The organism is Streptomyces sp. NPDC001530 (assembly GCF_042894545.1).
Classification (GTDB): domain Bacteria; phylum Actinomycetota; class Actinomycetes; order Streptomycetales; family Streptomycetaceae; genus Streptomyces.
This window is the reverse complement of the sequence record NZ_JBIAVS010000038.1, coordinates 1-25941: the sequence shown is the minus strand read 5'-3', so window position 1 is coordinate 25941 and position 25941 is coordinate 1. Positions and strand designations below refer to the sequence as shown.

27 protein-coding genes and 1 pseudogene are annotated in these 25941 nt (G+C 70.7%); 14 read left to right on the top strand and 14 right to left on the bottom strand.

Annotation, left to right across the window (positions count from 1 at the left end):
* Positions 1–242: 242 nt before the first annotated feature.
* Positions 243–551, bottom strand: a complete 309-nt coding sequence (locus tag ACFY0T_RS46370; protein ID WP_388884595.1) for a hypothetical protein — start codon at positions 549–551, stop codon at positions 243–245.
* A 164-nt stretch (positions 552–715) separates the two neighbouring features.
* Here ACFY0T_RS46370 and ACFY0T_RS46365 point away from each other — a divergent pair, with 164 nt between their 5' ends.
* The 7 genes from ACFY0T_RS46365 to ACFY0T_RS46335 all read left to right on the top strand — a co-directional run bounded on the left by ACFY0T_RS46365 (position 716) and on the right by ACFY0T_RS46335 (position 6302).
* The gene (locus ACFY0T_RS46365; RefSeq protein ID WP_388884594.1) at positions 716–1075 is read left to right on the top strand and encodes an arsenate reductase family protein; all 360 of its coding nucleotides are present in this window, start codon (positions 716–718) and stop codon (positions 1073–1075) included.
* Between the two features lie 126 nt (positions 1076–1201).
* The gene (locus tag ACFY0T_RS46360; protein ID WP_388884593.1) at positions 1202–1885 is read left to right on the top strand and encodes a hypothetical protein; all 684 of its coding nucleotides are present in this window, start codon (positions 1202–1204) and stop codon (positions 1883–1885) included.
* Positions 1886–2260: 375 nt separating this feature from the next.
* Positions 2261–3289: a glutamine synthetase gene (gene glnII, locus ACFY0T_RS46355; RefSeq protein ID WP_388884592.1), complete on the top strand. Its 1029-nt coding sequence runs from the start codon at positions 2261–2263 to the stop codon at positions 3287–3289.
* 85 nt (positions 3290–3374) lie between these two features.
* A complete protein-coding gene (locus ACFY0T_RS46350; protein ID WP_388884591.1) occupies positions 3375–4298 on the top strand; it encodes a DUF6891 domain-containing protein in 924 nt (307 codons plus the stop codon).
* Positions 4274–4510, top strand: coding sequence for a hypothetical protein (locus ACFY0T_RS46345; protein ID WP_388884590.1), 237 nt, complete (start codon positions 4274–4276; stop codon positions 4508–4510). Before ACFY0T_RS46350 ends, ACFY0T_RS46345 begins: the two co-directional genes overlap by 25 nt.
* Before the next feature lie 118 nt (positions 4511–4628).
* The gene (locus tag ACFY0T_RS46340) at positions 4629–5207 is read left to right on the top strand and encodes a winged helix-turn-helix domain-containing protein (RefSeq protein WP_388884589.1); all 579 of its coding nucleotides are present in this window, start codon (positions 4629–4631) and stop codon (positions 5205–5207) included.
* Positions 5208–5309: 102 nt separating this feature from the next.
* Complete coding sequence (locus ACFY0T_RS46335; RefSeq protein WP_388884588.1) at positions 5310–6302, top strand: SDR family oxidoreductase; 993 nt, start codon at positions 5310–5312, stop codon at positions 6300–6302.
* A 318-nt stretch (positions 6303–6620) separates the two neighbouring features.
* Here the strand turns inward: ACFY0T_RS46335 and ACFY0T_RS46330 are convergent.
* Positions 6621–6807: pseudogene (locus tag ACFY0T_RS46330) on the bottom strand (winged helix DNA-binding domain-containing protein); the annotation flags it as partial.
* Between the two features lie 225 nt (positions 6808–7032).
* Between ACFY0T_RS46330 and ACFY0T_RS46325 the strand changes: the two are divergent.
* On the top strand, positions 7033–7587 hold the full coding sequence (locus ACFY0T_RS46325) for an FxLYD domain-containing protein (RefSeq protein WP_388884587.1): 555 nt from the start codon (positions 7033–7035) through the stop codon (positions 7585–7587).
* Positions 7584–8951, top strand: a complete 1368-nt coding sequence (locus ACFY0T_RS46320; protein ID WP_388884586.1) for a DUF2252 domain-containing protein — start codon at positions 7584–7586, stop codon at positions 8949–8951. The genes ACFY0T_RS46325 and ACFY0T_RS46320 overlap by 4 nt, the downstream gene beginning before the upstream one ends.
* A gap of 87 nt (positions 8952–9038) precedes the next feature.
* On the opposite strand, the gene ACFY0T_RS46315 is transcribed toward ACFY0T_RS46320, so the two are convergent.
* Complete coding sequence (locus tag ACFY0T_RS46315) at positions 9039–9836, bottom strand: alpha/beta hydrolase (RefSeq protein WP_388884585.1); 798 nt, start codon at positions 9834–9836, stop codon at positions 9039–9041.
* A 278-nt stretch (positions 9837–10114) separates the two neighbouring features.
* Here ACFY0T_RS46315 and ACFY0T_RS46310 point away from each other — a divergent pair, with 278 nt between their 5' ends.
* Positions 10115–10423 (top strand): hypothetical protein, encoded by a 309-nt coding sequence (locus ACFY0T_RS46310; protein ID WP_388884584.1) that lies wholly within the window; start codon positions 10115–10117, stop codon positions 10421–10423.
* Between the two features lie 15 nt (positions 10424–10438).
* Here ACFY0T_RS46310 and ACFY0T_RS46305 read toward each other — a convergent pair whose 3' ends face one another.
* The 4 genes from ACFY0T_RS46305 to glnA form a co-directional block, all read right to left on the bottom strand.
* Positions 10439–11026 carry a hypothetical protein gene (locus tag ACFY0T_RS46305; RefSeq protein WP_388884583.1) on the bottom strand — a complete coding sequence of 196 codons (588 nt, stop codon included), beginning with the start codon at positions 11024–11026 and terminating at the stop codon, positions 10439–10441.
* Positions 11027–11095: 69 nt separating this feature from the next.
* Positions 11096–12016: a zinc metalloprotease HtpX gene (gene htpX / locus ACFY0T_RS46300; protein ID WP_388884582.1), complete on the bottom strand. Its 921-nt coding sequence runs from the start codon at positions 12014–12016 to the stop codon at positions 11096–11098.
* Positions 12017–12124: 108 nt separating this feature from the next.
* Positions 12125–12613, bottom strand: a complete 489-nt coding sequence (locus ACFY0T_RS46295; protein ID WP_388884581.1) for a hypothetical protein — start codon at positions 12611–12613, stop codon at positions 12125–12127.
* 139 nt (positions 12614–12752) lie between these two features.
* Positions 12753–14162 carry a type I glutamate--ammonia ligase gene (glnA, locus tag ACFY0T_RS46290; RefSeq protein WP_388884580.1) on the bottom strand — a complete coding sequence of 470 codons (1410 nt, stop codon included), beginning with the start codon at positions 14160–14162 and terminating at the stop codon, positions 12753–12755.
* Between the two features lie 199 nt (positions 14163–14361).
* Here glnA and ACFY0T_RS46285 point away from each other — a divergent pair, with 199 nt between their 5' ends.
* Positions 14362–14829 (top strand): RDD family protein, encoded by a 468-nt coding sequence (locus tag ACFY0T_RS46285; protein ID WP_388884579.1) that lies wholly within the window; start codon positions 14362–14364, stop codon positions 14827–14829.
* Positions 14830–14934: 105 nt separating this feature from the next.
* Here the strand turns inward: ACFY0T_RS46285 and ACFY0T_RS46280 are convergent, their stop codons facing one another.
* The 4 genes from ACFY0T_RS46280 to lipB all read right to left on the bottom strand — a co-directional run bounded on the left by ACFY0T_RS46280 (position 14935) and on the right by lipB (position 18242).
* Entirely contained in the window at positions 14935–15636 is a 702-nt protein-coding gene (locus ACFY0T_RS46280; protein ID WP_388884578.1) for a DUF4191 domain-containing protein, read from the bottom strand.
* Between the two features lie 81 nt (positions 15637–15717).
* Positions 15718–15915: a hypothetical protein gene (locus ACFY0T_RS46275; RefSeq protein WP_189190500.1), complete on the bottom strand. Its 198-nt coding sequence runs from the start codon at positions 15913–15915 to the stop codon at positions 15718–15720.
* Between the two features lie 289 nt (positions 15916–16204).
* Positions 16205–17194, bottom strand: a complete 990-nt coding sequence (lipA, locus tag ACFY0T_RS46270) for a lipoyl synthase (RefSeq protein WP_388884577.1) — start codon at positions 17192–17194, stop codon at positions 16205–16207.
* 250 nt (positions 17195–17444) lie between these two features.
* Entirely contained in the window at positions 17445–18242 is a 798-nt protein-coding gene (gene lipB / locus ACFY0T_RS46265; protein ID WP_388884576.1) for a lipoyl(octanoyl) transferase LipB, read from the bottom strand.
* Between the two features lie 343 nt (positions 18243–18585).
* Between lipB and ACFY0T_RS46260 the strand changes: the two genes are divergently transcribed.
* On the top strand, positions 18586–20025 hold the full coding sequence (locus ACFY0T_RS46260) for a regulator (protein WP_388884575.1): 1440 nt from the start codon (positions 18586–18588) through the stop codon (positions 20023–20025).
* Positions 20026–20031: 6 nt separating this feature from the next.
* Here the strand turns inward: ACFY0T_RS46260 and ACFY0T_RS46255 are convergent, their stop codons facing one another.
* On the bottom strand, positions 20032–21423 hold the full coding sequence (locus tag ACFY0T_RS46255) for an NAD(P)/FAD-dependent oxidoreductase (RefSeq protein WP_388884574.1): 1392 nt from the start codon (positions 21421–21423) through the stop codon (positions 20032–20034).
* Positions 21424–21727: 304 nt separating this feature from the next.
* On the bottom strand, positions 21728–22645 hold the full coding sequence (locus ACFY0T_RS46250) for a TIGR01777 family oxidoreductase (RefSeq protein ID WP_388884573.1): 918 nt from the start codon (positions 22643–22645) through the stop codon (positions 21728–21730).
* Positions 22646–22718: 73 nt separating this feature from the next.
* On the opposite strand from ACFY0T_RS46250, the gene ACFY0T_RS46245 reads away from it, so the two are divergent.
* Positions 22719–23207, top strand: a complete 489-nt coding sequence (locus ACFY0T_RS46245) for a GNAT family N-acetyltransferase (protein ID WP_388884572.1) — start codon at positions 22719–22721, stop codon at positions 23205–23207.
* A gap of 68 nt (positions 23208–23275) precedes the next feature.
* Here the strand turns inward: ACFY0T_RS46245 and ACFY0T_RS46240 are convergent, their stop codons facing one another.
* On the bottom strand, positions 23276–24460 hold the full coding sequence (locus ACFY0T_RS46240) for a MarP family serine protease (protein ID WP_388884571.1): 1185 nt from the start codon (positions 24458–24460) through the stop codon (positions 23276–23278).
* A gap of 504 nt (positions 24461–24964) precedes the next feature.
* On the opposite strand from ACFY0T_RS46240, the gene ACFY0T_RS46235 reads away from it, so the two are divergent.
* Positions 24965–25732 (top strand): peptidoglycan recognition protein, encoded by a 768-nt coding sequence (locus ACFY0T_RS46235; protein ID WP_388884570.1) that lies wholly within the window; start codon positions 24965–24967, stop codon positions 25730–25732.
* Positions 25733–25941: the final 209 nt, after the last annotated feature.

Sequence of the window (25941 nt, the reverse complement as noted above, 5' to 3'; positions counted from 1 at the left end):
CGTCGGCTGGTGGTGCGGTGGGTTTTTCGCCCCCTCCGCCCCTTCCCTCCCCCAAGCTCTCGGCTTCGCTCGAGCAGGGGGGACCCCCATCGTCCCTGGGGGCTCCGCCCCCCAGACCCCCCGTATCGCGCTGACACGCTCGTCCTCAAACGCCGGAGGGGCTGAAAGAGATTCAGCCCCTCCGGCGTTTGGGACGGGTAGGGGCGGCGGGGGCGAAGAAAACCTGCCCCCGCCAACCCCTGTCAGCGCGCGTACCTCATCAGGGCGCGGACCATGTGGCACGTGGTGTCCGACGGCGGGTGGACACCGATGAGTTCCGCGGTGCTGCGTATCTTCTCGTTGCGCGCCTGGTTCGGCATGTAGACACCGGAGTCGAGCAGAGCGATCGCGAGACGCATCGCCTTGAGGCGACGGTTGTGCGTGACGTACCACTCGCGAGGACGCCCCGGCGGCAGCGGGCGCTTCTCAACAGGCTCGTACGGCAGGTCCAGCAGGACCGCCCTCTTGGACGTGGACTGAGTGGGCAGCGGCTTCAGTGCGGCAGCGGGCACAGGCATCCTCCTGTCGCGGTCAGGGCACCATCCGGACCCCCCGGCGGCACCCTCGAACACTGCTTCTATTCTACCGTCGAGCACTGACAAAAGCCGCTGGCCACAAGGGCTTTGGGAGTGCCGTGACACCAGCACAGGAGGGTGTCTCACGTAACGTGTGCGGCATGGAGATCTGGATCAACCCGGCCTGTTCGAAGTGCCGCAGCGCTCTCAGCCTGCTCGACGCGGAGGGCGCCGACTACACGGTCCGCCGCTACCTGGAGGACGTACCGACCGAGGGCGAGATCCGCGACGTACTCGATCGCCTCGGGCTCGAACCGTGGGACATCACAAGGACCCAGGAGGCCGTCGCCAAGGAGCTGGGGCTCAAGGAGTGGGTGCGGGACGCCGGTTCGCGGGACCGGTGGATCACCGCGCTGTCCGAGCATCCGAAGCTGATCCAGCGGCCGATCATCACCGCGGACGACGGGACGGCCGTCGTGGCGCGCACGGATGAAGCGGTGCGGGATGTTTTGTCCCGGTAGGCACAGGTGTGGTCGCCAACTCCCTTGTGATCTATGTTACTTCAGTGACTCCTGTAACCGTTGAGTAACCTCGTTCGGCATCTCGTACATAGCGACGTACCGCTCCCCCTCATCCAGGAGGCGCGCATGTCGCGTAGGAGAACTCTCAGCACCAAGAAGAAGCTCGCACTGCTGGTCAGCGCCGCGGCCGTGGCCGGAGGCGGGGCTTTCGCCCTGGCCGCCACCTCGAACGCGGCGCCGGTGCAGAACGCGCAGAGCTCGGCGGTCTGCAAGGGCCTTGCCACGGCGCTCGGCAACAACCAGAAGTTCATCGACGGCCAAAAGGCCAGTCCCGACGCGCAGTCGGCGGCCCGGATCGCCAACCGCGAGGCCGTCATCGCACAGATCAAGCGCCAGCAGGAGGCGTCCGGCTGCACGGTCGGGGAGTCGGCTCAGGACTCCCAGGCCGCCACGCAGCCGGCGCAGTCGGCTCCCGCGCAGAGCGCTCCGGCACAGTCCGCGCCCGCACAGTCCGCGCCCGCGCAGACCGCCCCGGCGAACAACGGGGGCGGCGCCGCCACCGGTCAGCAGGTCTGTGCCGGTTCGACCGTCACGCTCTCCGGTGAGGGCGGCGCCCCGGCCGCGTCCAGCAACCAGTTCCCGGCCGGGACGAAGCTCAAGGTCACCAACCTGGACAACAACAAGTCCACGACCGTGGAAGTCACCTCGGTCTCCGGCAGCTGCGTCCTGCTGAACAACGCGGCGTTCGAACAGGTCCGGGAGCCCGGCAAATTCCTGATCCGCAAGGCCCGTATCGAGAAGGTGGGGTGACGGTCGGCCATGGGCCGAAGGCCCTGCCGCTCCCGGTCGGGAGCGGCAGGGCCTTCGCGTGCGCATGCGCCCGTACCCCCGCCCATGCCGGGTTCACTCCCCTCGCATACGAGCGGTCGCTCCCGGGACAGACGGACCGGCGGGATCGGCAGGGCCCGCCGATCGCGGTCGCGAACGCTCCCGCGCACAGACTCCCGTCGCGCGAGGTCGCGTGACACCGGGCACACACAGCCCAGGTAACACGGGGTTCACATTCGGGCAATGATCGGGAAATCGCCTGTTGACAGGCTGCCGGGCATCCCCCGCGGCGCCCCAGTGCCGCAGCGCCGCAGCACCCGCAAGTGCGCCTAAGACACACCCCGAAGGATGTGGCCCGTGACCTTCAAGGCTGAGTACATCTGGATCGACGGCACCGAGCCGACGGCCAAGCTCCGTTCGAAGACGAAGATACTGGGCGACGACGCCAAGGGTGCCGAGCTGCCGATCTGGGGCTTCGACGGGTCCTCCACGAACCAGGCCGAGGGTCACGCCTCCGACCGCGTACTCAAGCCGGTCTTCACCTGCCCGGACCCGATCCGCGGCGGCGACGACGTCCTCGTCCTGTGCGAGGTCCTGAACATCGACATGACGCCGCACGAGTCCAACACCCGTGCCGCGCTCACCGAGGTCGCGGAGAAGTTCGCCGCGCAGGAGCCGATCTTCGGCATCGAGCAGGAGTACACCTTCTTCAAGGGCTCGCGCCCGCTCGGCTTCCCCGAGGGCGGCTTCCCGGCCGCGCAGGGCGGCTACTACTGCGGTGTCGGCTCGGACGAGATCTTCGGCCGTGACGTCGTCGAGGCGCACCTGGAGAACTGCCTCAAGGCGGGCCTCGGCATCTCCGGCATCAACGCCGAGGTCATGCCCGGCCAGTGGGAGTTCCAGGTCGGCCCGCTGGCGCCGCTGACGGTCGCCGACCAGCTGTGGGTGGCCCGCTGGCTGCTCTACCGCACCGCCGAGGACTTCGCCGTCTCCGCGACGCTGGACCCGAAGCCGGTGAAGGGCGACTGGAACGGCGCGGGCGCGCACACCAACTTCTCCACGAAGGCGATGCGCGAGGGCTACGACGCGATCATCACCGCGTGCGAGTCGCTGGGCGAGGGCTCCAAGCCGCTCGACCACGTCAAGAACTACGGCGCCGGCATCGACGACCGCCTGACCGGTCTGCACGAGACCGCCCCGTGGAACGAGTACTCCTACGGCGTCTCCAACCGTGGGGCCTCGGTCCGTATCCCGTGGCAGGTCGAGAAGGACGGCAAGGGCTACATCGAGGACCGCCGTCCCAACGCCAACGTCGACCCGTACGTGGTGACGCGTCTGCTCGTCGACACCTGCTGCACCGCCCTGGAGAAGGCCGGCCAGGTCTGATCCGCCCCGCAGCTCCGCGAGGGGGCGTCCACCATCCCGGTGGGCGCCCCCTCGCGTTGTCAGTGGCGCATGCCAGTCTTGATCCATGGACCACAACGACGCCCTGGCCATCAAGGTCGAGACGGAGAACTGGCAGACGCACGCGCGGATTTCGGGGCAGCAGCTGCGCGACCTGGTGCACCGGATCGGGGGCGAGGGCGACCGCTATCTGGTCGTGCAGCGCATACCGGATATCCCGGATGTCTTCCTCCAGGTGTGGCACGAGAGCGGCGGGGACTACCGGCTGGAGTACCGGGACAGCCGTGAGCTGTTCTTCGGGACCGATGTCGCGGACCCCGGCCGGGTCGCGGACGCCATGGTGGGCTGGGTGCGCAAGGAAGACGGCTGGGACGCGGGGATCGCCTGGGAGCCGGTTCCCGTCGACCCCGCCGAGGAGGTCCCCGAGCTGCCCGCCGACGTACGCGAAGAGGTCGAGGAGCGCGTACGGGAGCTGCTGCGCTGCGGGTACGACGACCGGGCCCGGCTGGCCGAGGACGCGGAGGAATGTCTGGTCGACGGGGACTACCGGCCGGTGTCCAAGCCGCAGGCCCGCGAGCTCGTGGACCGGCTGTGGCTGGAGCGCCTCGCCGAGCAGGAGACCTGGGAGGGGGTCACGGACCCGGAGCGCGTCACCCGGGCCTTCGAGGCGCTCGACGCGGACGGCATCACCGCGCGCGAGAACTTCACGTGCTGCCGCACCTGCGGCACGGCCGAGATAGCCGACGAGCGCCGCGAAGCAGCGCGCGGTTTCGTCTACTTCCACTCGCAGTGCACTCAGAGCGCGGCCGCCGGGCACGGGCTGATGCTCCTGTACGGCGGGTTCGACGGCTCGGCCGAGACCACCGCGGCCGTCGGACGCGAGGTCGTCGCGGCGCTCGGCGCGGCCGGACTGTCCACGGAGTGGGACGGTTCCCCGGACAGCGCGATCACGGTCACGGCGCTGACATGGCACAAACGGCTGGTCGGGTGAGGGGACGCAGCGTCAAGTTCGGGCCAAGGAAGCGTCCGACCGGTGAGAGGAGTCTCCTGCCCGGCTTCGGCTTCTGCTTCAATGGGGGCATGGCCAGCTTCCAGAAGTACACCGCGACAGGTCGCCATGACCTCGAGCCCTTCTGGCCTTCCCGTCAGCACCACGACTTCGACCGGGTGTGTTGCCGCGCGATGAACGCGCCGGCCCTCTAAAGCCGTACACCCCGGCCTTCGGCCAGCGCGCACGACGTACGTCCTCGACGGCCCCGACCACGAACTCGCGGTCGTCGACCTTCCCGACGAACTTCTCGCGCGAAAGAGCTGACCTCTCATGGCGACCACTCGTTCCTTCTCTTCCCTCGCGACCGCTCCCACGGCCTCCACCGGCTCCGGACGGCACCGACTGCGTGCCGTCGACCGGGACGAGGTGGTGAACGTCGCCGACTTCCTGCCGCCGGGCGCCACTTGGCTGCCCGCTCCCCAGCACGCCCTGCCCGTACTGCCCGGGCAGCCGCCGATGATCGGCTACCTGGTCCTCGTACCGGCCGACCAGCAGCCGGCGCTGCCGGTCGCCGTGCCGGACCAGCGCGAGCCGTCGGCGGCCGCCGACGGCGACGCCCCGCTCGTCCGCATCGACGCCGTGCAGCGCACCGCCGAGGTCGACGGACGGCCGCTCGACCTCACCTACCTGGAATTCGAGCTGCTCGCTCATCTCGTCGGCCACCCGAACCGGGTGCACACCCGGGACCAGCTGGTCACCACGGTGTGGGGCTACGGGCATGTCGGCGACGGGCGGACCGTGGACGTCCACATCGCCCGGCTGCGACGCAAGCTCGGCGCGGAGCACCGTAAGGCGATCCAGACGGTGCGGCGGGTCGGGTACAAGTACGCGCCGCCGACCGGGCGTTGACCGTACGCCGCTGATAACGCCCCCTGATACGCCGCTGGCAGCGGATCTTCTGTCAGCAGATTCCCGTTCCGTCCGGCGGGTCGTCCGGGCAGAGTCACCGGCATGAGACTTCTGATGCTGGGCGGTACGGAATTCGTGGGGCGAGCGGCTGTGGAGGCGGCGCTCGGCCGAGGCTGGGACGTGACCGTCTTCCACCGGGGCCGACACGAACCCCCCGCCGGGGTGCGGTCGTTGCTGGGTGACCGCACCGTGCCCGACGGGCTTGCGGCGCTCGCCGACGGTGAGTGGGATGTCGTCGTCGACACCTGGTCGGCGGCGCCGCGGGCCGTCCGCGACACGGCTCGGCTGCTGGCCGGCCGGGTTCGGCGGTATGTGTACGTGTCGAGTTGTTCCGTGTACGCGTGGGCCCCCGTCGCCGGGTACGCCGAGGACGCGCCCCTCGTGGAGGGGGCCGCTGCGGGCGCGGAGCAGACCGACTACGCGCGGGACAAGCGGGGCGGAGAGCTGGCCGCGCTCGACGCCTTCGGTGCGGAGGGGGCGTTGCTGGTGCGGTCCGGGTTGATCCTCGGGCCGTACGAGAACATCGGGCGGCTGCCGTGGTGGTTGAACCGGATCGCCCGGGGTGGTCCCGTGCTCGCGCCCGGGCCCCGTGATCTGCCGCTCCAGTACGTCGATGTCCGTGACCTCGCCGAGTGGATGCTCGGGGCGGTGGAGGCGGGGCTGGGCGGGGCGTACAACCTCGTCAGTCCGCGGGGGCACACGACGATGGGGGGTCTTCTCGACGCGTGCGTCCGGGCTACCGGGGCCGAGGCGGAGCTCCGGTGGACCGAACCGGACGTCGTCCTCGACGCCGGGATCGAGCCGTGGACGCAGTTGCCGGTGTGGGTGCCGGCCGGGAGCGACCTTCATGACGCGCTCCACTCGGCGGATGTCTCCCGTGCGGTGGCGGCCGGGCTGCGGTGCCGGCCCGTCTCCGAGACCGTGGCCGACACGTGGAGCTGGCTGCGGGGCCTTGGCGGGGTCCCGCCGCGACGGGCCGATCGGCCGGCGGTGGGGTTGGACCCGGCGGTGGAGGCGAAGGTGCTCGGGGGGTGACCGGGGGCTGACGCGGTCGTCCTCAATCAAACGCCGGAGGGGCCGCACATCAGCCTCGCCGGCACGGGGCGCCACCGCGTCGCTGCGGTGGCGCCCCGGCGTTTGAGGAGCGGGGGCTGAGGCGGAGCCCCAGGTACGGGACGGGTAGGGGCGGAGGGGGCGAGAAAACTCACCCCGATGACAGCTCGCGTTCCAGTGGTGTCCGGAAGCGTGGGGTCACCCGCGTCCACCCCACCCACGCCTGCAGACGTGCCGCCTCCGTCGAGATGGCGTCGCGGGCGTCCTGCCCGAGCCCGGCATCCCCGGCGCCCCCCACAGCCCCCGCGTCCGCCAGCCGGGCGCCCACCGCCAGGTACACCGTCGCCGGGTCGGTGCCGTGCAGCGCGACCAGCGCATCCGCGACCTCCTCGGGAGTCGCCGCCCGCGCGTCGACCGCGAGCCGCTGGCGCAGCGCGAGCCGGGCCCGCCGCTCCACCACTCCGATGTGCCGCAGTTGCCCGCCCACGCCGCCTCCACCCAGTCCGTACCGTCCGGTCGTCTCACCGTCCGGTCGTCCTCATCCTCTCGAACTCATGCTCCCGAAATCCTCTCGAACACCTGCCCGTCCAAGGGTGCGCTTCACCCATTCGCCGTACCCGGCATGCGTACGCCCTGCTCACAGCCTTGACTGGGACCACCGCGACGAGCGGATTCCGGAGGAGATCGAACAAGGAGCACGTCGGGAGACGCGATGCAGAGGCACGGCAGGCACCGCAGGCACCGCACGCACAGCAAGCACGGCATCCGAGGGCTGATCCTGGCGGCGGCCACGACGGCGGCCCTCGCCGCGCCCCTGACCGGCTGCTCGGACGACAACACCCCCGCGAGCACCGCCTCCAAGGCCGCGTCCGCCGCCTCCAAGGCCGCGTCCGCTGCGTCCAAGGCAGCGTCCGCCGCGTCCGCGGCCGGCGACGCGCTGGCCTCCGCGACCGCCGAGGCCGGCCGCAAGTTCGACGAGTTCAAAAACGGAGTGAACGCCAAGGGTGACGTGAAGCTCGACAGCGAGGTGACCACCGACTCCGGCGGGCGCTCCACCGTCAAGCTCACTGTCACCAACTCCGCGTCCTCGGAGAAGTCGTACGCCGTCCAGGTCGACTTCCGCGACGAGGACGGCAACCTCCTCGACACGGTCGTCGTCACCCTGAACGACGTCGCGGCGGGCGCCTCCAAGGACGCCACCGCCCGCAGCACCCGTACCCTCTCCGGCCACGTCACCGCCGACGTCGCCCGAGCCGTGCGGAAATGACGGCCGTGGCACAGAACGGCGCCACGGCCACCCCGGCGGACCGCGCCGCCCAGGGCAAGGCCGCCCGCAAACGCGCCTCCCGTTCCTCGCACGCCGGCTGGATCCCGGCCGCCGACCGCCCCGACCCCGTCGCCGTACTGGAACGGCAGGGCAAGGACCGGCTGCAGGAGCTGCTGCCGATCCGGTACGGGCGGATGACGGCGTCGCCGTTCGCGTTCCTGCGCGGCTCCGCCGCCGTCATGGCGGCCGACCTGGCGGCCCAGCCGCACACCGGGCTCACCGTCCAGCTCTGCGGCGACGCCCACCTCCTGAACTTCGGCCTGTACGCCTCAGCGGAACGCAGCCTGCTCTTCGACCTCAAGGACTTCGACGAGACGTTTCCCGGCCCCTTCGAGTGGGACGTCAAACGGCTCGCGGCCAGCGTCGCGGTCGCCGCCCGCGAGAACGGGCACGACGAGGAGCAGGTCCGCCGTGCGGCGCAGGCCGCGGCGGGCGCGTACCGCACGGCCATACGACGGCTCGCCGGGCAGGGCGAGCTGGCCGTCTGGCACGAGCGCATCGACGCCGATCAGCTGCTCCCACTGATCCGCTCCGCCCGCCGTCGCAAGCAGGTCGAGTCGACCCTCAGCCGTGCCCGCCGGCGCACCAGCCTGCACGCGCTGGGCAAACTCACCGAGACCGTCGACGGACGCCTCCGCATCGTCCACGACCCGCCCCTGCTGGAACCGGCCGGAGCCCCCGACACGGCCTCGCTCCGCAAGATCTTCAGCGACTACCGCTCCACGCTCTCCGAGGAGCGCCGCCTCCTCCTCGACCGCTACCGCTTCGTCGACGCCGCCCGCAAGGTCGTCGGCGTCGGCAGCGTCGGCACTCGCTGCTTCATCGTGCTGCTCGCCGGACGGGACACGGACGACCCGCTGTTCCTGCAGATCAAGGAGGCGGGAAAGCCCGTACTCGAAGAGCATCTGCCCAGCGGCCCGTACGTCCATCCGGGCCATCGTGTCGTCGCCGGTCAGCGGCTGCTGCAGGCGGCGAGCGACATCTTCCTGGGCTGGATGACCGGGCCGGAGGGGCGGGCGTTCTACTGGCGTCAGCTGCGCGACATGAAGGGCTCCGCGGATGTCGGCGGCATGAGCCCCCGCCGGCTCCAGAACTACGCGGGCCTGTGCGGCACCGCCCTGGCCCGCGCCCACGCCCGCTCCGGGGACCGCATCGCGATCGCCGCGTACCTCGGCGGCGGCGACACCTTCGAACGCGCCGTCGCGGACTTCGCGCTGCGGTACGCGGACCAGAACGCCGCCGACCACGCGGCACTCGGCGCGGCCGTGGCGGCGGGGGTGATCGCGGCGGCACCGGGCGTCTGACCGCGGCCGCCGGCCATACTCGTACAGCTCCCGTCGGCTTTACAGGTGCAGCTGCTGTCGGTCATACAACTGTCAGTCACCCAGCTGTCAGTCGTGCACGTACAGCTGACCTCGGCCCTGTGTCCGTCCTCGGTCGCCGAGTCCGGTCAGGACGAGGTCCACGAACCGCTGCCGGTCCTCGGCGTGTTCGCGGAACCAGAGGCCCAACATGTGCTCAGCGTCGGGCAGTTCGAACCGAGTGAAGTGTGCGTTGGTGGCGAGCGCCTCCGCCACGGCCTCGGTCACGGCGGGCGGGATCACGGTGTCCGTGCCGGGCACGGCGAGCACCGCCCGCCCCGCGAACGCCCGCAGAACGCCGAGCGCGGGAGCCTGGCGCCAGTTGTCCGGCGTACGGATGATCTCGCTGAAGCGGCCGTCGCGGTTCCCGAACGGAACCGGCCACGCCTCTGCGCTGTACACCGCGGGGGCGCACAACCCGAGCGCCACCACGCGCTCCCCGTAGTGCCCCGCGAGATCGGCCACCGTCTGGCCGCTCATGCTGAACCCGACGAGGATCAGCGGACCCTCCGCGGGAACCGTCGCGTCGATGACGGCGACGGCCTGCTCGAAACGCCGCCGAAGGCTCAACTCCCGCAGCTCGCCCGAACTTTCACCGTGCCCGGAGAAGTCGAGGGCGAGGCCTCGGCAGCCGCGGGCGACGAACTCCTCGAGCAGCGGGAGCAGTCGCTCCTTGCTTCCGTTGCCGGCGCCGTGCAGCAGGACGGCGGTGGCCGTCTCCCGATCGCCACCGCCGTTGCTACCGCCATCGCCACCGCCCTTGCTACCACCGCCGCTGACGCAGCTCAGTCGTTCACCGTCGTGGTCGTGAAGGAAGGAGGAAAGCACCCCTCATTTACTCATGCCACCGGATTCCGGCTGAGGTTGCCGTCTGGTTGACCGTCTGGTTGACCGTCTGAATGAAAAAGGAGATGCACGCGGAGTGACCAGTTCCCTACGCTGGACACGCGTTGCGGAGCTGCCCACCACCGCTTTCCGCAGGACAGGCATCACCCGGCGGACTGAGGGCTACTCTCTACGCACCGACTGGCGGCCGCCCACCCCCAGCGCCCCGTCGGACACACCAGACACCACCCAGTCATCACCCACGCCCACGGAGGCCCGTCATGGGCACCATCGTCATTTCCGGGACCGTTGTCCTGGTCGTCTTAGGATTCGGCAATCACACCTGGTGGCTCGCCGCGGTCGCCGTGCTCTTCCTGTACCTGCAGTACGGGCGGACCTCGTCCTCGTCGAGCGGCGGATCGGCCTCGGGACCCCCGTCGGGACCCCCGTCGGGACCCCCGTCGGGGGCCACGCCCGCGACGTACAAGGCCTACCGCGACCGCCGTGACCGGCAGGCGAAGTGGGAGCGTCGCTACCAACGCGAGCGCCCCTTGGAGTCCCGCCGCCAGGCGCGCGAACAGAGCAAGTAACCTCCGGTCACCGGTTCACAGACCGGGCGCGCCCCAGATCGGGAACCAGCGGCCGAGGTCCTGCTCGATCCGCAGATCGTCGGCGAGCGCCGCCTTGATCTGCAACTCCAGTGCGTTGTCGCGCCGCTGGTCCGCACCGGCCAGCGGCGCGAAGGGATAGAAGGTCCCGCGCTTGTAGAGATAGACGAGCCCGAGCCGCCGCTGCCGCGCGGTGTCCTCGAAGGCGGCGACGGAGCAGAGCAGCTGCGGCCCGAAGCCACTGCCTTCCAGGGCGCTGTTCACCGCGTGCAGATCACTCACCAGGGCGGGCAGGTCGTCGGGCTCCCGCCGGGAGACCAGCCACGAGTACCCGTACTCGTCCCGGGTGAGCTCCACCGGCGGCCCCGTCCGCTCGGCGTCCGCGTCGAGCAGCGCCTGCACCTCCTGGTGCGCCTGGGCGAAGGCCGCGCCCTCGACGCTCGCGAAGCACACCGCACCGGTCCCGGTCGGGGTGAACCCGGCGGCCGCCTGCAGCGTCACGGCCGCCGACGGCAGCCCGAAGAGCTGGTCGAGGTCGGGCGCGACGGGTTTGCTGCGGCCGAGCAGGATGTCCAGGAACCCCATGCAGGTGGCCTTTCCGGGAGAGACTGCGGGTGGCCTTTCCGAGAGCGTGCGGGTGGCGTTTCCGGAGAGTCAGGCGGCGTCTCCGGGGGTCGCCGCCTCGCCCAACTCGGCGGAGATACGTGCCAGTTGTTCGAGCCGCTGCTCCAGGCTCGGGTGGGTGGAGAAGAGGTTCGCGAGGCCCGGCTCGGCGCCGAGGGCGGGCGTGAAGTAGAAGGCGTTGAACGCCTGCGCCGTCCGCAGGTCCTTGGTCGGAATCCGTGCGATGTCCCCGGTGACCTTGGTCAGCGCGGACGCCAGCGCCGAGGGCCGCCCGGTGAGCAGGGCCGCGGCCCGGTCGGCGGCCAGCTCGCGATACCGGGACAGTGCCCGGATGAGCAGGAAGCTGATCGCGTAGACGGCCGCGGAGACACTCATGACGGCCAAGAACACGATGGCCGTGTTCTGATCCCTCCGCCCCCCGCCGAAGAGCTGCGAGTAGAAGGCGAACCGGACGATCAGCCCGGCGAGCACTCCGAGGAACGACGCCACGGTGATCACGGCGACATCCTTGTGCGCCACATGCGACAGCTCGTGCGCGAGCACACCCTCGAGCTCATCGGGCTCGAGCCGCCGCAGCAGTCCGGTGGTCACACACAGCACGGCATGATCGGCATTGCGTCCGGTCGCGAACGCGTTCGGCATATCGAGGTCCGACACGGCCACGAGCGGCTTCGGCATGTCGGCCACGGCACACAGCCGGTCGACGACCCCGTGGAGCTGCGGATACTCCTCCCGCTCCACGACCCGCCCGCGCATCGCGTACAGCGCGATCCGGTCCGAGAACCAGTACTGCGCGCCGAGCAGCCCGGCCGCGATCACCACGACCAGCACCCAGGACTTCAGCAGCACGATCAACGCGGCGACGAACGCCACGTACAGCAATCCGAGCAGAAACAACGTGACCGTCATCCGCACGGTCAGCCGCCGATCACTCCGGAACCGGCTCTGCATCTCGCATCACCCCTGCACTCAGGCACTCGTCCCGCTATCCATTGTGCGCCCGTGATGTCCCATGAACAGGGCCCGAAAGGCTCCACGGCAGGCAAAGAACGGCCGGTGTCAGGACGTGGGCGGGACCGCCTTGAAGTTCTCGCCGCCGTACAGGGACTCGTAGGTGACCTCGACCACCAGTCGTCGGGCGACGAGATCCCAGAACCAGTCGTGCTCGTCCTCGCTGAAATGCTCCAGGTAGAACAAGAAGGTGGACTGCCCCGCGAGAACGACGGCACCCGGTCGCAGGGTGTACGTCTTGGGCCACACCGGCAGGGGTGCGGTGATGCGGTCAATGGTCTGGATGTTCCACTGCCCGATCTCCACTCCGTCCAGCCGCACCACCGTGTTCGTCACGATGGCCGGCCCGAGGCCCGCGTTCACGACCCGGAGGCCTGCCTTGTGGTCGTCGTACTTCTTGGTGTGGCGCAGCTGGAGCAGGGGCCTGACGGATTGGCGGTTGTGCACCCGGGTGGCTCTGGTCTGCGCGTAACTGGTCCAGAGTGAGCCGAGCGCTATTGCTGTCGCCGCTATGGCCGTGACCGTGTCCGAATTCACCGGCTGCCCCCCACGATGCCCCTGAGGCCATAGTCCTTCCCGATGGCCGCGGGCGTCACTCGTGACCCGGACAACACATCGGCCGTGCCCCTCCCGGAGGAAGGGCACGGCCGATGGCGTACCGCTGGTGCGACGGTTTTTACACGTCGAAGTACAGCTCGAACTCGTGCGGGTGCGGGCGCAGCTGGAGCGGGGCGATCTCGTTGGTGCGCTTGTAGTCGATCCAGGTCTCGATCAGGTCGGACGTGAAGACGTCGCCCTGGAGGAGGAACTCGTGGTCGCGCTCGAGGGAGTCGAGGACGGCCGGGAGGGAGGTCGGGACCTGCGGGACGCCCGCGTGCTCCTCGGGGGCCAGCTCGTAGAGGTCCTTGTCGATCGGCTCGGCCGGCTCGATCTTGTTCTTGATGCCGTCGAGGCCCGCGAGCAGCAGCGCCGAGAAGGCGAGGTACGGGTTGCCGGAGGAGTCGGGCGCGCGGAACTCGACGCGCTTGGCCTTCGGGTTCGAGCCGGTGATCGGGATACGCATCGCGGCCGAGCGGTTGCGCTGCGAGTACACCAGGTTGACCGGGGCCTCGAAGCCGGGGACCAGGCGGTGGTACGAGTTCACCGTCGGGTTGGTGAAGGCGAGCAGCGAGGGCGCGTGCTTCAGGATGCCGCCGATGTAGAAGCGGGCGGTGTCCGAGAGGCCCGCGTAGCCCGCCTCGTCGTAGAACAGCGGGTCGCCGTTGGCCCACAGCGACTGGTGGACGTGCATGCCCGAGCCGTTGTCACCGAAGATCGGCTTCGGCATGAAGGTCGCGGTCTTGCCGTTGCGCCAGGCGACGTTCTTCACGATGTACTTGAAGAGCTGGAGGTCGTCGGCCGCGGCGAGCAGCGTGTTGAACTTGTAGTTGATCTCGGCCTGGCCGGCGGTGCCCACCTCGTGGTGCTGGCGCTCGACCTGGAGGCCGGAGTTGGCCAGCTCCAGGGAGATCTCGGCACGCAGGTCGGCGAAGTGGTCGACCGGCGGGGTCGGGAAGTAACCGCCCTTGTAGCGGACCTTGTAACCGCGGTTGTCCTCGATGGCACCGGTGTTCCAGGCGCCGGCCTCGGAGTCGACGTGGTAGAAGGACTCGTTCGCGGAGGTCTGGAAGCGCACGCTGTCGAACACGTAGAACTCGGCCTCGGGGCCGAAGTACGCGGTGTCGGCGATACCGGTCGACGCGAGGTAGGCCTCGGCCTTCTTCGCCACGTTGCGCGGGTCACGGGAGTACTGCTCGCCCGTGATCGGGTCGTGGATGAAGAAGTTGATGTTGACCGTCTTGTCGCGGCGGAAGGGGTCGACGCGCGCGGTGGACAGGTCGGCGCGGAGCGCCATGTCGGACTCGTGGATGGCCTGGAAGCCGCGGATCGAGGAGCCGTCGAACGCGAGCTCCTCGGCCGGGTCGAAGGCCTCCGCCGGCACCGTGAAGTGCTGCATCACACCCGGCAGGTCGCAGAAGCGGACGTCGATGAACTTGACGTCCTCGTCCGCGATGAACTTCTTGGCCTCGTCGGCGTTCTGGAACATCCAGCTCCTCCTACTCCCGCCCACTGTGGACCGGGGTGGTAGTTCGTTCGTGCGGCCAGTGCGGTGGCACACGCTGAGGCCGACCATAGGGACGGGTGATTTCTCCAGCGTGACCCATTTGTTTCGCCCAAGTTAACCGACTCGGGGCGGCCAGGCCCCTCCTGTCCGCATGCCAAAACGGGCGCAGTACCGTGGACGGGTGGACAACAGGCAAGCAATCGGATCGTGGCTCTCCGGACCCCGCGCGGCCGCGGAGGAAGCCGGTGTCGACTTCGGATACCGCGGCGAGCAACTCGGTCTGCCGGAACACGGACCGGGCTCGATCGCCCGCCCGGGCCGCCGGCTCGGCGCCCTCGCCATCGACTGGGGGCTGTGCCTGTTGATCGCATACGGGCTGCTCACCGACGGCTACAACCAGGCGACCGGCAACTGGGCCCTGCTCATCTTCTTCGTGCTGAGCCTGCTCACCGTCGGCACGGTCGGCTTCACCCCGGGCAAGCGCCTGCTCGGCCTGCGAGTCGTCCCCGAGGGCGGCGGCTGGCTGAACCCGCTGCGCGTCCTGCTGCGGACCGTGCTGCTGTGCCTGTTCATCCCCGCCATGATCTGGGACCGCGACGGCCGCGGCCTGCACGACCGGATCGCCCGCACGATCGAGGTCCGCATCTAGCGACTGCGCTTGTACGACGACATCTGTCGACTGTGCTTGTACGACGATGGGGGCGCCCGGAGAGATCCGGGCGCCCCCATCGTCGTACAAGCAGTAGGAGGGGTGTCAGCGGGCCTTCGGTCCGCCGCGCGGCATCCGCATGCCCTTCGGCATCGGACCCTTGGGAAGCGGCATGTTGCTCATCAGGTCGCCCATCGCGCGCAGCCGGTCGTTGGTCGTGGTGACCTGCGGGCCGGTGAGGACGCGCGGCAGCTTCAGCATCGTCGTGCGGAGCTTCTTGAGCTCCACCTGGCCCTCGCCGGTGCCCACGAGAATGTCGTGCACCGGGACGTCCGAGACGATCCGCGCCATCTTCTTCTTCTCGGCGGCCAGCAGGCTCTTCACCCGGTTCGGGTTGCCCTCGGCGACCAGCACGATGCCGGCCTTGCCGACCGCGCGGTGCACCACGTCCTGGCTGCGGTTCATCGCCACCGCCGGGGTCGTGGTCCAGCCTCGGCCGATGTTGTCGAGAACGGCCGCGGCGGCGCCCGGCTGTCCCTCCATCTGCCCGAAGGCCGCGCGCTCGGCCCTGCGCCCGAAGACGATCGCCGTCGCGAGGAAGGCGAGCAGAAGGCCGAGAATGCCGAGATAGATCTCGTGGCCGATCAAGAAGCCGATCGCGAGGAAGACACCGAAGGTGACGATTCCGACAGCCGCGAGTACAAGACCGATCTTGGAGTCGGCCTTGCGAGTCATCTTGTAGGTAAGGGCGATCTGCTTGAGTCGCCCGGGGTTCGCAGCGTCCGCTGCAGTTTCCTTCCTCGCCATGCCACGAAGTCTACGTGGCCCGGGAGACGCCGACGACGGCAGTACCGAGGGAGCGGGGCCGCGGTACCGGGGGAGGGGGCGTCACGAACGCGTCGCGACGGCTTCCAGTACGCGCTGCGCCTCGACCCGGTCCTTGGCACGGCGGCGGTCCTCCAGGACGGAGGTCCAGGCATTGCGACGGGCCGTGCGCTGACCGCTGCTCATGAGCAGCGACTCGACGGCACGGAGTGCATCGGTGAACGACGGGATGGCGGTGGCGCGTACGGGCGCGGCCTGCATGATGGAGGTCCCCCCTCGGGATCGGCGGCTCTACCGGGGTTGTACGTGGCGTAAGACCAGGGTCACTGATTGGTGTTACCAGGGCGTGACCGACCGGTCAAACACCAATGAAACCTTGATGCGGCGAGCCCGCACCTTGATGTGCTCCAAACGGCGTCCCCATCTGCGGGGACGGTCGGGACGGGGGGAACGGGCCACTTTGAAGGGGGAGTTGCTTGTGCGCCGATTCACACAAAAGCGGTGGCACTCAGTGCCACCGCTTCGTTGTGGGTTGGTGTCGTACGTCGTCTCAGACGGCCTGTGAGGCGACGTACGCGCCGCCCCGCTGCGGAGCAGCTGACTGACGCAGCTCGACGGCCATCTGGTACAGCCGCCCGGCGCGGTACGAGGAGCGGACCAGCGGGCCCGACATGACGCCGGAGAAGCCGATCTCCTCGGCCTCCTCCTTCAGCTCCACGAACTCCTGCGGCTTGACCCAGCGCTCCACGGGGTGGTGGCGCACGGAGGGGCGCAGGTACTGCGTGATCGTGATGAGCTCGCAACCCGCCTCGTGCAGCTGCCGGAGCGCCTCGCTGACCTCTTCGCGGGTCTCGCCCATGCCGAGGATCAGGTTCGACTTCGTGACCAGACCGTAGTCCCGGGCCTGGGTGATGACCTTGAGCGAGCGCTCGTAGCGGAAGCCGGGGCGGATGCGCTTGAAGATCCGCGGGACCGTCTCGACGTTGTGCGCGAAGACCTCGGGGCGGGAGGAGAAGACCTCGGCGAGCTGGTCGGGCTCGGCGTTGAAGTCGGGGGCGAGGAGCTCGACCTTGGTGCGGCCGGCCTCGCGGTGCGCGGTCTGCTGGTGGATCTGGCGGACCGTCTCGGCGTACAGCCAGGCGCCGCCGTCCTCCAGGTCGTCGCGGGCGACGCCGGTGATCGTCGCATAGTTGAGGTCCATGGTGACCACGGACTCACCCACGCGTCGGGGCTCGTCGCGGTCCAGCGCCTCGGGCTTGCCGGTGTCGATCTGGCAGAAGTCGCAACGCCTCGTGCACTGGTCGCCGCCGATGAGGAACGTGGCCTCGCGGTCTTCCCAGCACTCGTAGATGTTGGGACAGCCCGCCTCCTGGCAGACCGTGTGCAGACCCTCGCTCTTCACGAGGCTTTGCATCTTCGTGTACTCGGGGCCCATTTTCGCCCGGGTCTTGATCCACTCGGGCTTGCGCTCGATGGGGGTCTGGCTGTTCCGGACCTCCAGGCGCAGCATCTTGCGTCCGTCGGGTGCGACTGCGGACACATCGGCTCCCTGTAGCTTCGATTCTTCGGCGTACACCAGGGTACGCCCGTGCGGTTCTCGGTCCCCGGGGTGGGCAACCTTGGGGAGCGGGGGTGCATTCCCGGAGGGTTTCTCGCCCCCTCCGCCCCTACCCGTCCCGTACCTGGGGGCTCCGCCCCCAGACCCCTGGTTGTCTTTCGGCTGCGGGTGGGTGGGGGCTGGTCGCGCAGTTCCCCGCGCCCCTGACGGGGCGCGGCGGCGCGAAAAAGCCCTACGCCGGCGCCCGTTCCACCACCCGTGGCCTCAGGTCCGCGTTCTCCAGGATGTCCCTGAGGTGCTTCTCCGCCACGGGAAGGACCTCCGCGATGGTCACGTCGCGGCCCAGCTCGTTGGCGAGGGAGGTGACGCCGGCGTCACGGATGCCGCACGGGATGATGCGGTCGAACCAGGCGTTGTCCGGGTTCACGTTCAGGGCGAAGCCGTGCATGGTGACGCCCTTGGCGACGCGGATGCCGATCGCGGCGATCTTGCGGTCCTCGCGCCGCTGCCCGGCGTTGGACGGGGCGTACTCCGGCCCGTTGAGCCGCGGGTCGAACTCCTCGTCCTGCAGGCGCGGGTCGAAGTCCAGCGACAGCCCGCCCAGTGACGGGCGCTGCTCGACCGGGTCGCCGAGCACCCAGACGCCGCTGCGGCCCTCGACACGGCTGGTCTCGAGCCCGAACTCCGCACACGTACGGATAAGTGCCTCTTCCAGGCGGCGGACATGTGCTACGACGTCCACCGGGCGGGGCAGCTTCTGGATCGGGTACCCCACCAGCTGGCCGGGGCCGTGCCAGGTGATCTTGCCGCCGCGGTCCACGTCGACGACGGGTGTGCCGTCGAGGGGCCGCTCGTTGTCCGCCGTACGCCGGCCCGCCGTATAGACCGGCGGGTGCTCCAGGAGTAGACAGGTGTCGGGGACCTCGTCCAGGAAACGGGCGGCATGTACACGCCGCTGCTCGTCCCACGCCTCCTGGTACTCGACGGCCTCGGCACCGAATCCCATACGGACGAACCGCAACTCACTCACGGCAAGCGCCTCCCTAGAAGCTTCGTCAGGCACACGGCGGTGCCCGTGTGGGGCACGCGAAAGAACCTTTCGCCGGTACGCAGGGGCCCTTCGTCAGGTACGTAACGCGCCCACGCCACTGTACGTCCGGCCGGTGACCGTCAGCCGTGCGGCTAATCCTCACACGATCGGATGAATGCACGCCGAAGTGTGCGATGGGGTGCTTACGCTCCGCTACATTCGCGCCGTTCACGAGGCCATAAGGGCTGCTCACAGGCAATCCGGGCACCCAGCGGGCCTCGGGGAGGTCCACGCACCTCCCCGAGGCCGCTGGGGGACCTGAAGGCAGGAGACCGCACCGCAGATGACGGAACGACCCGCGCAGCGCACCCCCAACCGCCAGCTCGCCGCGCTCATCGCAGAAGCGGGGTTCTCCAACGCAGGTCTCGCCCGTCGCGTGGACCAGCTCGGCCTCGAACACGGACTCGACCTGAGATATGACAAGACATCGGTGACGCGGTGGCTGCGCGGACAGCAGCCTCGCGGGACCACGCCCGCGCTCATCGCCGAGGTGTTCACCCGGCGCCTCGGCCGTCGGCTCAGCGCGCAGGACCTGGGGCTCGACGCGTGCGCCCCGGTGTACGCGGGGCTGGAGTTCGCCGCGACCCCCGAAGAGGCCGTCGACATCGTCAGCGGGCTGTGGCGCAAGGACTCCGGCAGCCACGCCGAGCTGCGCAAGATCGCCTTCACCCCGGCCGGACTCGTCGTCCCCAGCCGGGACTGGCTGATCGGGCGGGCCGACGACCGGGTCGGCCGCGGCGACTCGGGGCCCTCGCGCATCCCCGCGCAGGGACGCCCCGCTGTGCCCCGGCAGCGCAGCCAGACCGAGCGCGGCCCCGGCCAGAAGGTCACCGGCGGCGACATCGCCGCGCTCCGCTCCGTCGGCGAACTCTTCCGCGCCCTCGACCACGCCTACGGCGGCGGCCACGCCCGCCAGGCCCTGGTCCGCTATCTGGAGCACGAGGCCGAGCCGATGCTGCGCGGTGCGTACGGCGAGCAGACCGGGCGGCGCCTGTTCGCCGCCGCCGCCGACCTCACCCGGCTCGCCGGCTGGACCTCGTACGACATCGCCGCGCACGGGCTCGCGCAGCGGTACTTCGTTCAGGCGCTGCGCCTCTCGCAGGCGGCCGGGGACCGGGCGTACGGCTCCTACGTGCTGGTGACGATGAGCCGCCAGGCCGTCTACCTCGGCCACGGACGGGAGGCCGTGCAGCTCGCGCGGGTCGCCCAGCAGGGCGTCGGATCGGCGGCGCCCCCCGTGGTGCAGGCGCTGCTGCACTCCGTCGAGGCGCGCGGGCACGGCGTGTTGGGGGAGGTGCGGGCCTGCACGGCGTCCCTCGTGCGCGCCGAGCGCGCGCTGGAGGCGTCCCGGGCCGGCGACGAAGTCCCTTACTGGGCACGGTTCTTCGACGAGGCGCAGCTCGCCGACGAGTTCGGGCACTGCCACCGGGACCTTCAGCAGTTCCGCGCCGCGGCGCAGCACGCCGAGCGCTCGCTGCAACTGCGGGCGCCCGGCTATGCGCGCAGCCGGCTGTTCTGCCGCGTGGTGCTCGCCTCGGCACGGCTCGGGCTCGGAGAGCTCGACCAGGCCTGCCAGTTGGGCGCCGAGGCCGCCGGCCAGGCGGCGGAGATGCGGTCGGTACGGGCCATCGAGTACGTACGTGAATTCGAGCGCCGCCTGGAGCCCTACAAGGACGCGGCGCCCGTGCGCGGATACCGGGACAAGGTGGCGGCGCTGAGCTGAGGCGGTTCAGGCCGCGGCGGTCTCGGCCGTCTCCAAAGGCTCCTCTAACGTGGTCGGCAGGGCGCCCAAGTCCGTGAGCAGGGCGTGGGTGGCCCGGCGGGCCGAGTGGAGGGCGCCCTGGACCGTGCTCGTGTCCCGGTGGTCGCCGCACACGTACAGGCCCGACAGCAGCCGTACCGGGCGGCGCAGGTCGTGCGGCGGCGGCATCGCCGGAACCGCCTCGGGGTCGTGGTGGACCGCGAGGAGTTCCCAGCGGGTGGTCGACGTCCCGTAGAGGCGGGCCAGTTGGGCGCGGACCGTCGCGTCCAGGTGGGCGGCGGCCGGTGGTGTGCCCAGCACGGTCGAGGAGATGAGGGCGCGGCCCGCGGGTGCCCGCGTGGGGTCGACCTGGCTGATGACCGCCGTGTGCGCCACCGGACCGCTCCGGTCGGCGTCCAGGAGCAGGGCCGGGTCGGTGAGCGGGGGCTCGTCCGTGGTGTGGTGCAGGACCGTCACCGGGTGGAAGGCGGGAACGTGCAGACCCGGCAGCAGCCGGGCGGCCGCGCGGGCTCCGGTGGCGAGCAGGATGGCGCGACAGGTGAGTTCGCCGTGGTCCTTCGTCGTCACGGTGGTGGTGGAGACCGCGGTGACCTGAACGCCCGTGCGGACCGTGCCCGGCGGCAGGCCGGCCGCGAGGAGCTCCGGGAGCGTGTCCGCGCCGCCCTCCGGCAGACACAGACGGCCCGACGCGAAGGAGTGCAGGGCGAGGTCCGCGCAGCGACTCGACGTCTGCAGGGCCGGGTCGCACAGAAGCGCCGCGAGGAGGGGACGGAGGAAACCGTTGACCGTACGCGCCGGGAGGCCTTGGGTGGTCAGCGCCTGCGCGGCGGTGCGGTCCGGGCGCGCGAGGAGCTGGTCCGGTGGGGTGGTGGCGAGGCGGGCGAGGGCGGTGGCGAGACGGGACTGGTCGAGCGGGCCGCCGAGGGGGCCGGGGCGTGTTGCTCCGCGCTGGGGGCGGGGCAGGGGGAGGCGGGGGGCGCTCGCGAGGGCGCGCGCGGTGGTGAGTGCGCCCCTTGCGCTCCGGGGGGCGGCGGCGCGGTGGTGGTGGCCGTCGCTGTGGAGCAGGACGCCCGGGGAGAACGTGCGCAGGGTCAGGGAGTTCAGGCCCGGGGTGCGGCGCAGTTCGGGGTACGAGGTGGACAGGAGCCGGCCCAGTCGGTCCAGCCGGAAGCCGTCGACCTTCTCCGTGGACATACGGCCGCCGACGTTCGGCGCCGCCTCCAGGACGGTGGTGGTGAGACCCGCCCTGGTCAGATGTCGGGCGGCGGCGAGGCCGGCTACCCCGGCTCCCACGATGACGACGTCCACGTCTTCCGCGATCTCCGCGATGTGTGCGGCTTGGCGTGCGGGCTCTAGCACGTGCCCCTCCTCGAGGTTGCGCGGCCGGTGGGAACGTCATGCCCCCAACAAGCGTCTGGGATACCCGAGTTCGGGTCGAGGGTGTGGGGTGTCGACGGTGAGGGGAAGTCGCGTGGCGGGCGTGCACGGGTGCATGGGGGGTGCATGTACCTGTCCGGCGGGGGTTGGGGGAGGTTTTTTCGCCCCCTCCGCCCCTGCCCGTCCCGTACATGATCCTTCGGCTGCGGGTGGGTGGGGGCTTGTCGCGCAGTTCCCCGCGCCCCTTCAGGGGCGCGGGGAACTGCGCAGTCTTTTAGCGACTCTGTCAGCCGACGGCCGCGCGCAACGCCCCCTCGATCGACGGGAACGCGAAGGTGAAGCCCGATTCCAGGAGGCGGGTGGGGAGGACGCGTTGGCTGCCGAGGATGTCGCCGGCCATGTCGCCGAGGGCGAGGCGGAGGAGGGGGGCGGGGGTGGTGAAGAGGGTCGGGCGGTGGAGCACGCGGCCCATGGCCTCGGTGATCTCACGGTTCGTCAGCGGGTCGGGGGCCGTCACGTTCATCGGACCCGACAGCGACTCCGTGTCGATGGCGTGACGGATCGCGGCCACCTCGTCGTGCAGAGAAACGAAGCTCCAGTACTGGCGCCCGTCCCCCATCCGCCCCCCGAGCCCCGCCTTGAAGAGCGGGAAGAGCTTCCCCCAGGCCCCGCCCTTGCGGGCCACCACCAGGCCCGTACGGGCGAAGACCGTGCGGATGCCCGCCTCCTGGGCCGCACCCGTCGCCTCCTCCCACTCCACACACACCGAGGGAAGGAACCCGTCCCCGGGCGGCGCGGACTCGTCCACCGCCCGCTCGCCCGTATCGCCGTAGAAGCCGATCGCGCTCCCGTTGACGAACACCCGTGGCGGCTCGTCGAGCGACGCCACCGCCTCGGCGAGTGTTGCTGTGCCCAGCACCCGGCTGTCCCGGATCTTCCGCTTGTACGCCTCCGTCCAGCGCCGCGAAGCAACCCCCGCCCCCGCGAGATTGACCACCACGGCACAGCCGACGAGCCCCGCCGCGTCGATCCGCTGCCCCTCCGGATCCCACTGGACCTCGTCCTTCGAGCGGGGCGCGCGGCGGACGAGGCGGACCACCTCGTGTCCGTCCGCGGTCAGGGAGCGCGTCAGCGCCGAGCCGATCAGGCCGGACGCGCCGGCGATCGCGATGCGGGAACCGGGGGGAAGGGGGGAGTCGCTCATGGGGTCCATCCTGCCCGGGCGGCCTGGGAAATAGCGGGACGGGCCCGCGTACGGCCGCCGTACAGTGATCGGCATGCCAGCTCCGTACATACGCACCGCCACCTTCGACGACGAGGACGTGCTCGGCCGGCTCGACCGCAAGACCTGGTCCCCGCTGCACGCCGTGATGCCGCGCCCCCGGCCGCCGTACGAGCCCTTCTACAGCGAACGGTTCGGCCCGCGGGATCATCTCGTCGCCGAGATCGACAACACGGTGGTCGGCTACATCCGGCTGGGATTTCCCACGTCCCTCGCGTCCAACTCCCATGTGCGCCAGATCCAGGGGCTCGTCGTCGCCGACGAGGCGCGCGGCGCCGGGGTCGGACGCGCGCTGCTGCGGGCGGTACAGGACGAGGCCCGCCGGCAGGGCGCCCGGCGCATCACGCTGCGCGTCCTCGGGCACAACACCCCGGCGCGGAAGCTCTACGAGTCGGAGGGGTTCGTGGTGGAGGGGATCCTGCCCGAGGAGTTCCTGCTGGACGGCGCGTACGTGGATGACGTACTCATGGGGCGCTCTCTCTGATCGACCCTGACCGTTCTGGGGCTGATCACCCCCTGCTGGACGGCCGCTTCTGAGCCCCGGAGCGGGACTCAGGAGGTGACGAGGTCGCCCGTGTCCACCGGCGCCGTGGCGTTCGCCGCGCGCTGGGCGTCGCCCGCGACCTCGTCCGCCGTCAGCACGTAACCCGTCTCGTCGTCCGAGGTCGAGCGGGCGAAGACGACGCCGTACACCTTGCCGTCGGTGGTGAGGAGGGGGCCGCCCGAGTTGCCGGGGCGGACGGTGGAGCGGATCGAGTAGATCTGGCGCGTGACGGTGTCCGTGTTGTAGATGTTCTGGCCCGTCGCGTCGATGCGGCTCGCGACGGTGGCCGCCTGGAGGTCGAGGCCGCCGTCCTGCGGGTAGCCCGCCACGACCGCCGAGTCGCCGCGCCTGGCGCCGTCGTCGAAGCCGAGCACGGGCGCCCGCAGCCCCGGTACGTACAGGACCGCGACGTCCTTCTGCGGGTCGAAGAGCACGACCCTGGCGTCGTACGCGCGTCCGACCCCGCCCACCCGTACGGTCGGCCGGTCGATGCCCGCCACGACGTGGGCGTTGGTCATCACATGCTCGGACGTGTAGACGAAACCGCTGCCTTCCCGCCCCTGGTCGCCGGAGACGCCCTCGACCTTCACGGTGCTCAGCTTGGCCGCGTTCGTCGCGGTCGCCGTGACGCTGTCCCCGGAGGGCTTCGCGACGCCCGCCGCCGGCTCGTTCTCGAACGGGTTGAAGACCTGCGGGAAGCCCGCCTCCGTGAGCGCGGAGGTCGCGCGGGAGAACCAGGTCGGCGTGGTCTCTGGCATCGCGTTCTGCACGGCGCCCAGCAGCGCCGAGCTGCGGATCGACTGCGTCACCACCGTCGACGAGGACGCGCCCAGGACGCTCGCGGCCACCCAGGCCACCAGCAGCACCGCCACCGTGTTCGCCGCGGCCCCGCCGATGCCGTCGGCCACCCGCAGCGGACCGCGGTCCAGCTCGCGGCGCAGTTTCAGCGCCAGCCGTCCCGCCAGCTCGTGGCCCACCACCGCGGGCACCAGCACCGTCAGCACGGCCGTCACCGTCGCCGCCGCCGTCCCCGCCCTGGCCAGCTCCATCACCCACGGCAGCACCCATACGCCGATGACGGCGCCGCCCACGAAACCGGCCAGCGAGACACAGCCGGCGACCAGGCCGCGACGGTAGCCCGACGCCGCGTAGACCAGGATCACCAGCATCAGCAGGAGGTCGAGCACGTCCACGGAGCCGCCTTTCTCTTGGGCCCCTTAGTACGCGCGGGGCGGGCCCAGTGATCAGGCACGCGCGCGTGGCCGTCGGGAACGGCCACACGTGCGTGGACCTGTTCACCACACGTGCGTGGACCTGTAAAAACGTCCCGAACCGGGACGATGGTTCCACCGGGTGGCACAGCACACATCGCGGAGGGAGCGGATCGGGGTCAGGGTGGGTCCATGCGTGTCTTCCGGAAGGCGCGGGGGGCACGAACACGGGCCGTGGGGCCGGTGTCGCGTGCGGTGCGACGGGGGCGCCGGGCGGGTGGGGGCGGTGCGGTTCGTGGGGCTCTTGGGGCTCTTAGGGCTCGTGGGGCTCGTGGGGCTCGTGGGACCCGTGTGCTGCGGGCTGTACGGCCGTCTCGGCTTTCACGCCGGGAACGGGTGCCGTGGCGGGAACGGGCCTCGCGGGATGTTCGGGTGCCGTCGTCGGGGCGGGGCGCGCGAGCGGCGCGGTTCCCGTGGAGCGTGCGGATGCCGCGGGCGGTCCTCGTGGCACTCGGGTGCGTGCTCGGTCTCGTCGCGGTCATGGCGCTGGTGATGTGCGCGATCGGGGTGGGCCGTACGGGGGCCCGCCCCGAGCCGCCGCCGGCCGCCGCTCGGCCCGCCCGGCCCGCCGGGACCGCCCACCCGGCGGCCCGGCCGCCCATCGTGCCGCGGTCGCGCTGGCTGGACGCCGCGAGCGCGCACGCCCAGCCGGCGCCCCGCTACGACGACCGGGTCGTCGCGATCTTCGTCCACCACACCGACTCGCCGAACGGGTACAACTGCGCCGACACGCCCCGCATCATCCGCTACCTCTACGCAGGCCAGACCGACGCCAAGAACTGGGACGACATCGGCTACAACTTCCTCGTCGACCGCTGCGGCACGATCTACGAGGGGCGTGCGGGCGGGGTCGACCGGCCCGTCACCGGGGCGCATGCGCAGGGCTTCAATCATCGGACCGCGGGGGTTGCGGCGATCGGTACGTTCACGGCGGGGACGGTGGTGCCGCGGGCGATGACCGAGGCGATAGCTGCGCTGGCGGCGTGGAAGCTCGGGCTGTCCGGGATCGATCCGCGAGCAAAAGTGCGGTTGGTGTCCAGCAACAACCTTGCCCGGTACCGGGCGGGGACCGCCGCCGAGTTGCCCACCGTGGCGGGCCACAACGACGGCTTCATGACCAGCTGCCCCGGCGCCGCCCTGACGGCCCGCCTCCCCGAGATCCGCGACTTGGCGGCCCGGCTGCAGGGGCGGTGAGTTTCTTCGCCCCCTCCGCCCCTACCCGTCCCGTCCCTGGGGCTCCGCCCCAGACCCCGCTCCTCAAACGCCGGAGGGGCTGAACTTTCGCCGGCCGGGGCTGGAGACTTCAGCCCGTCCGGCGTTTGAGGACGAGCGCGTTAGCGCGATACGGGGGTCTGGGGGCGGAGCCCCCAGGGACGGGACGGGTAGGGGCGGAGGGGGCGAAA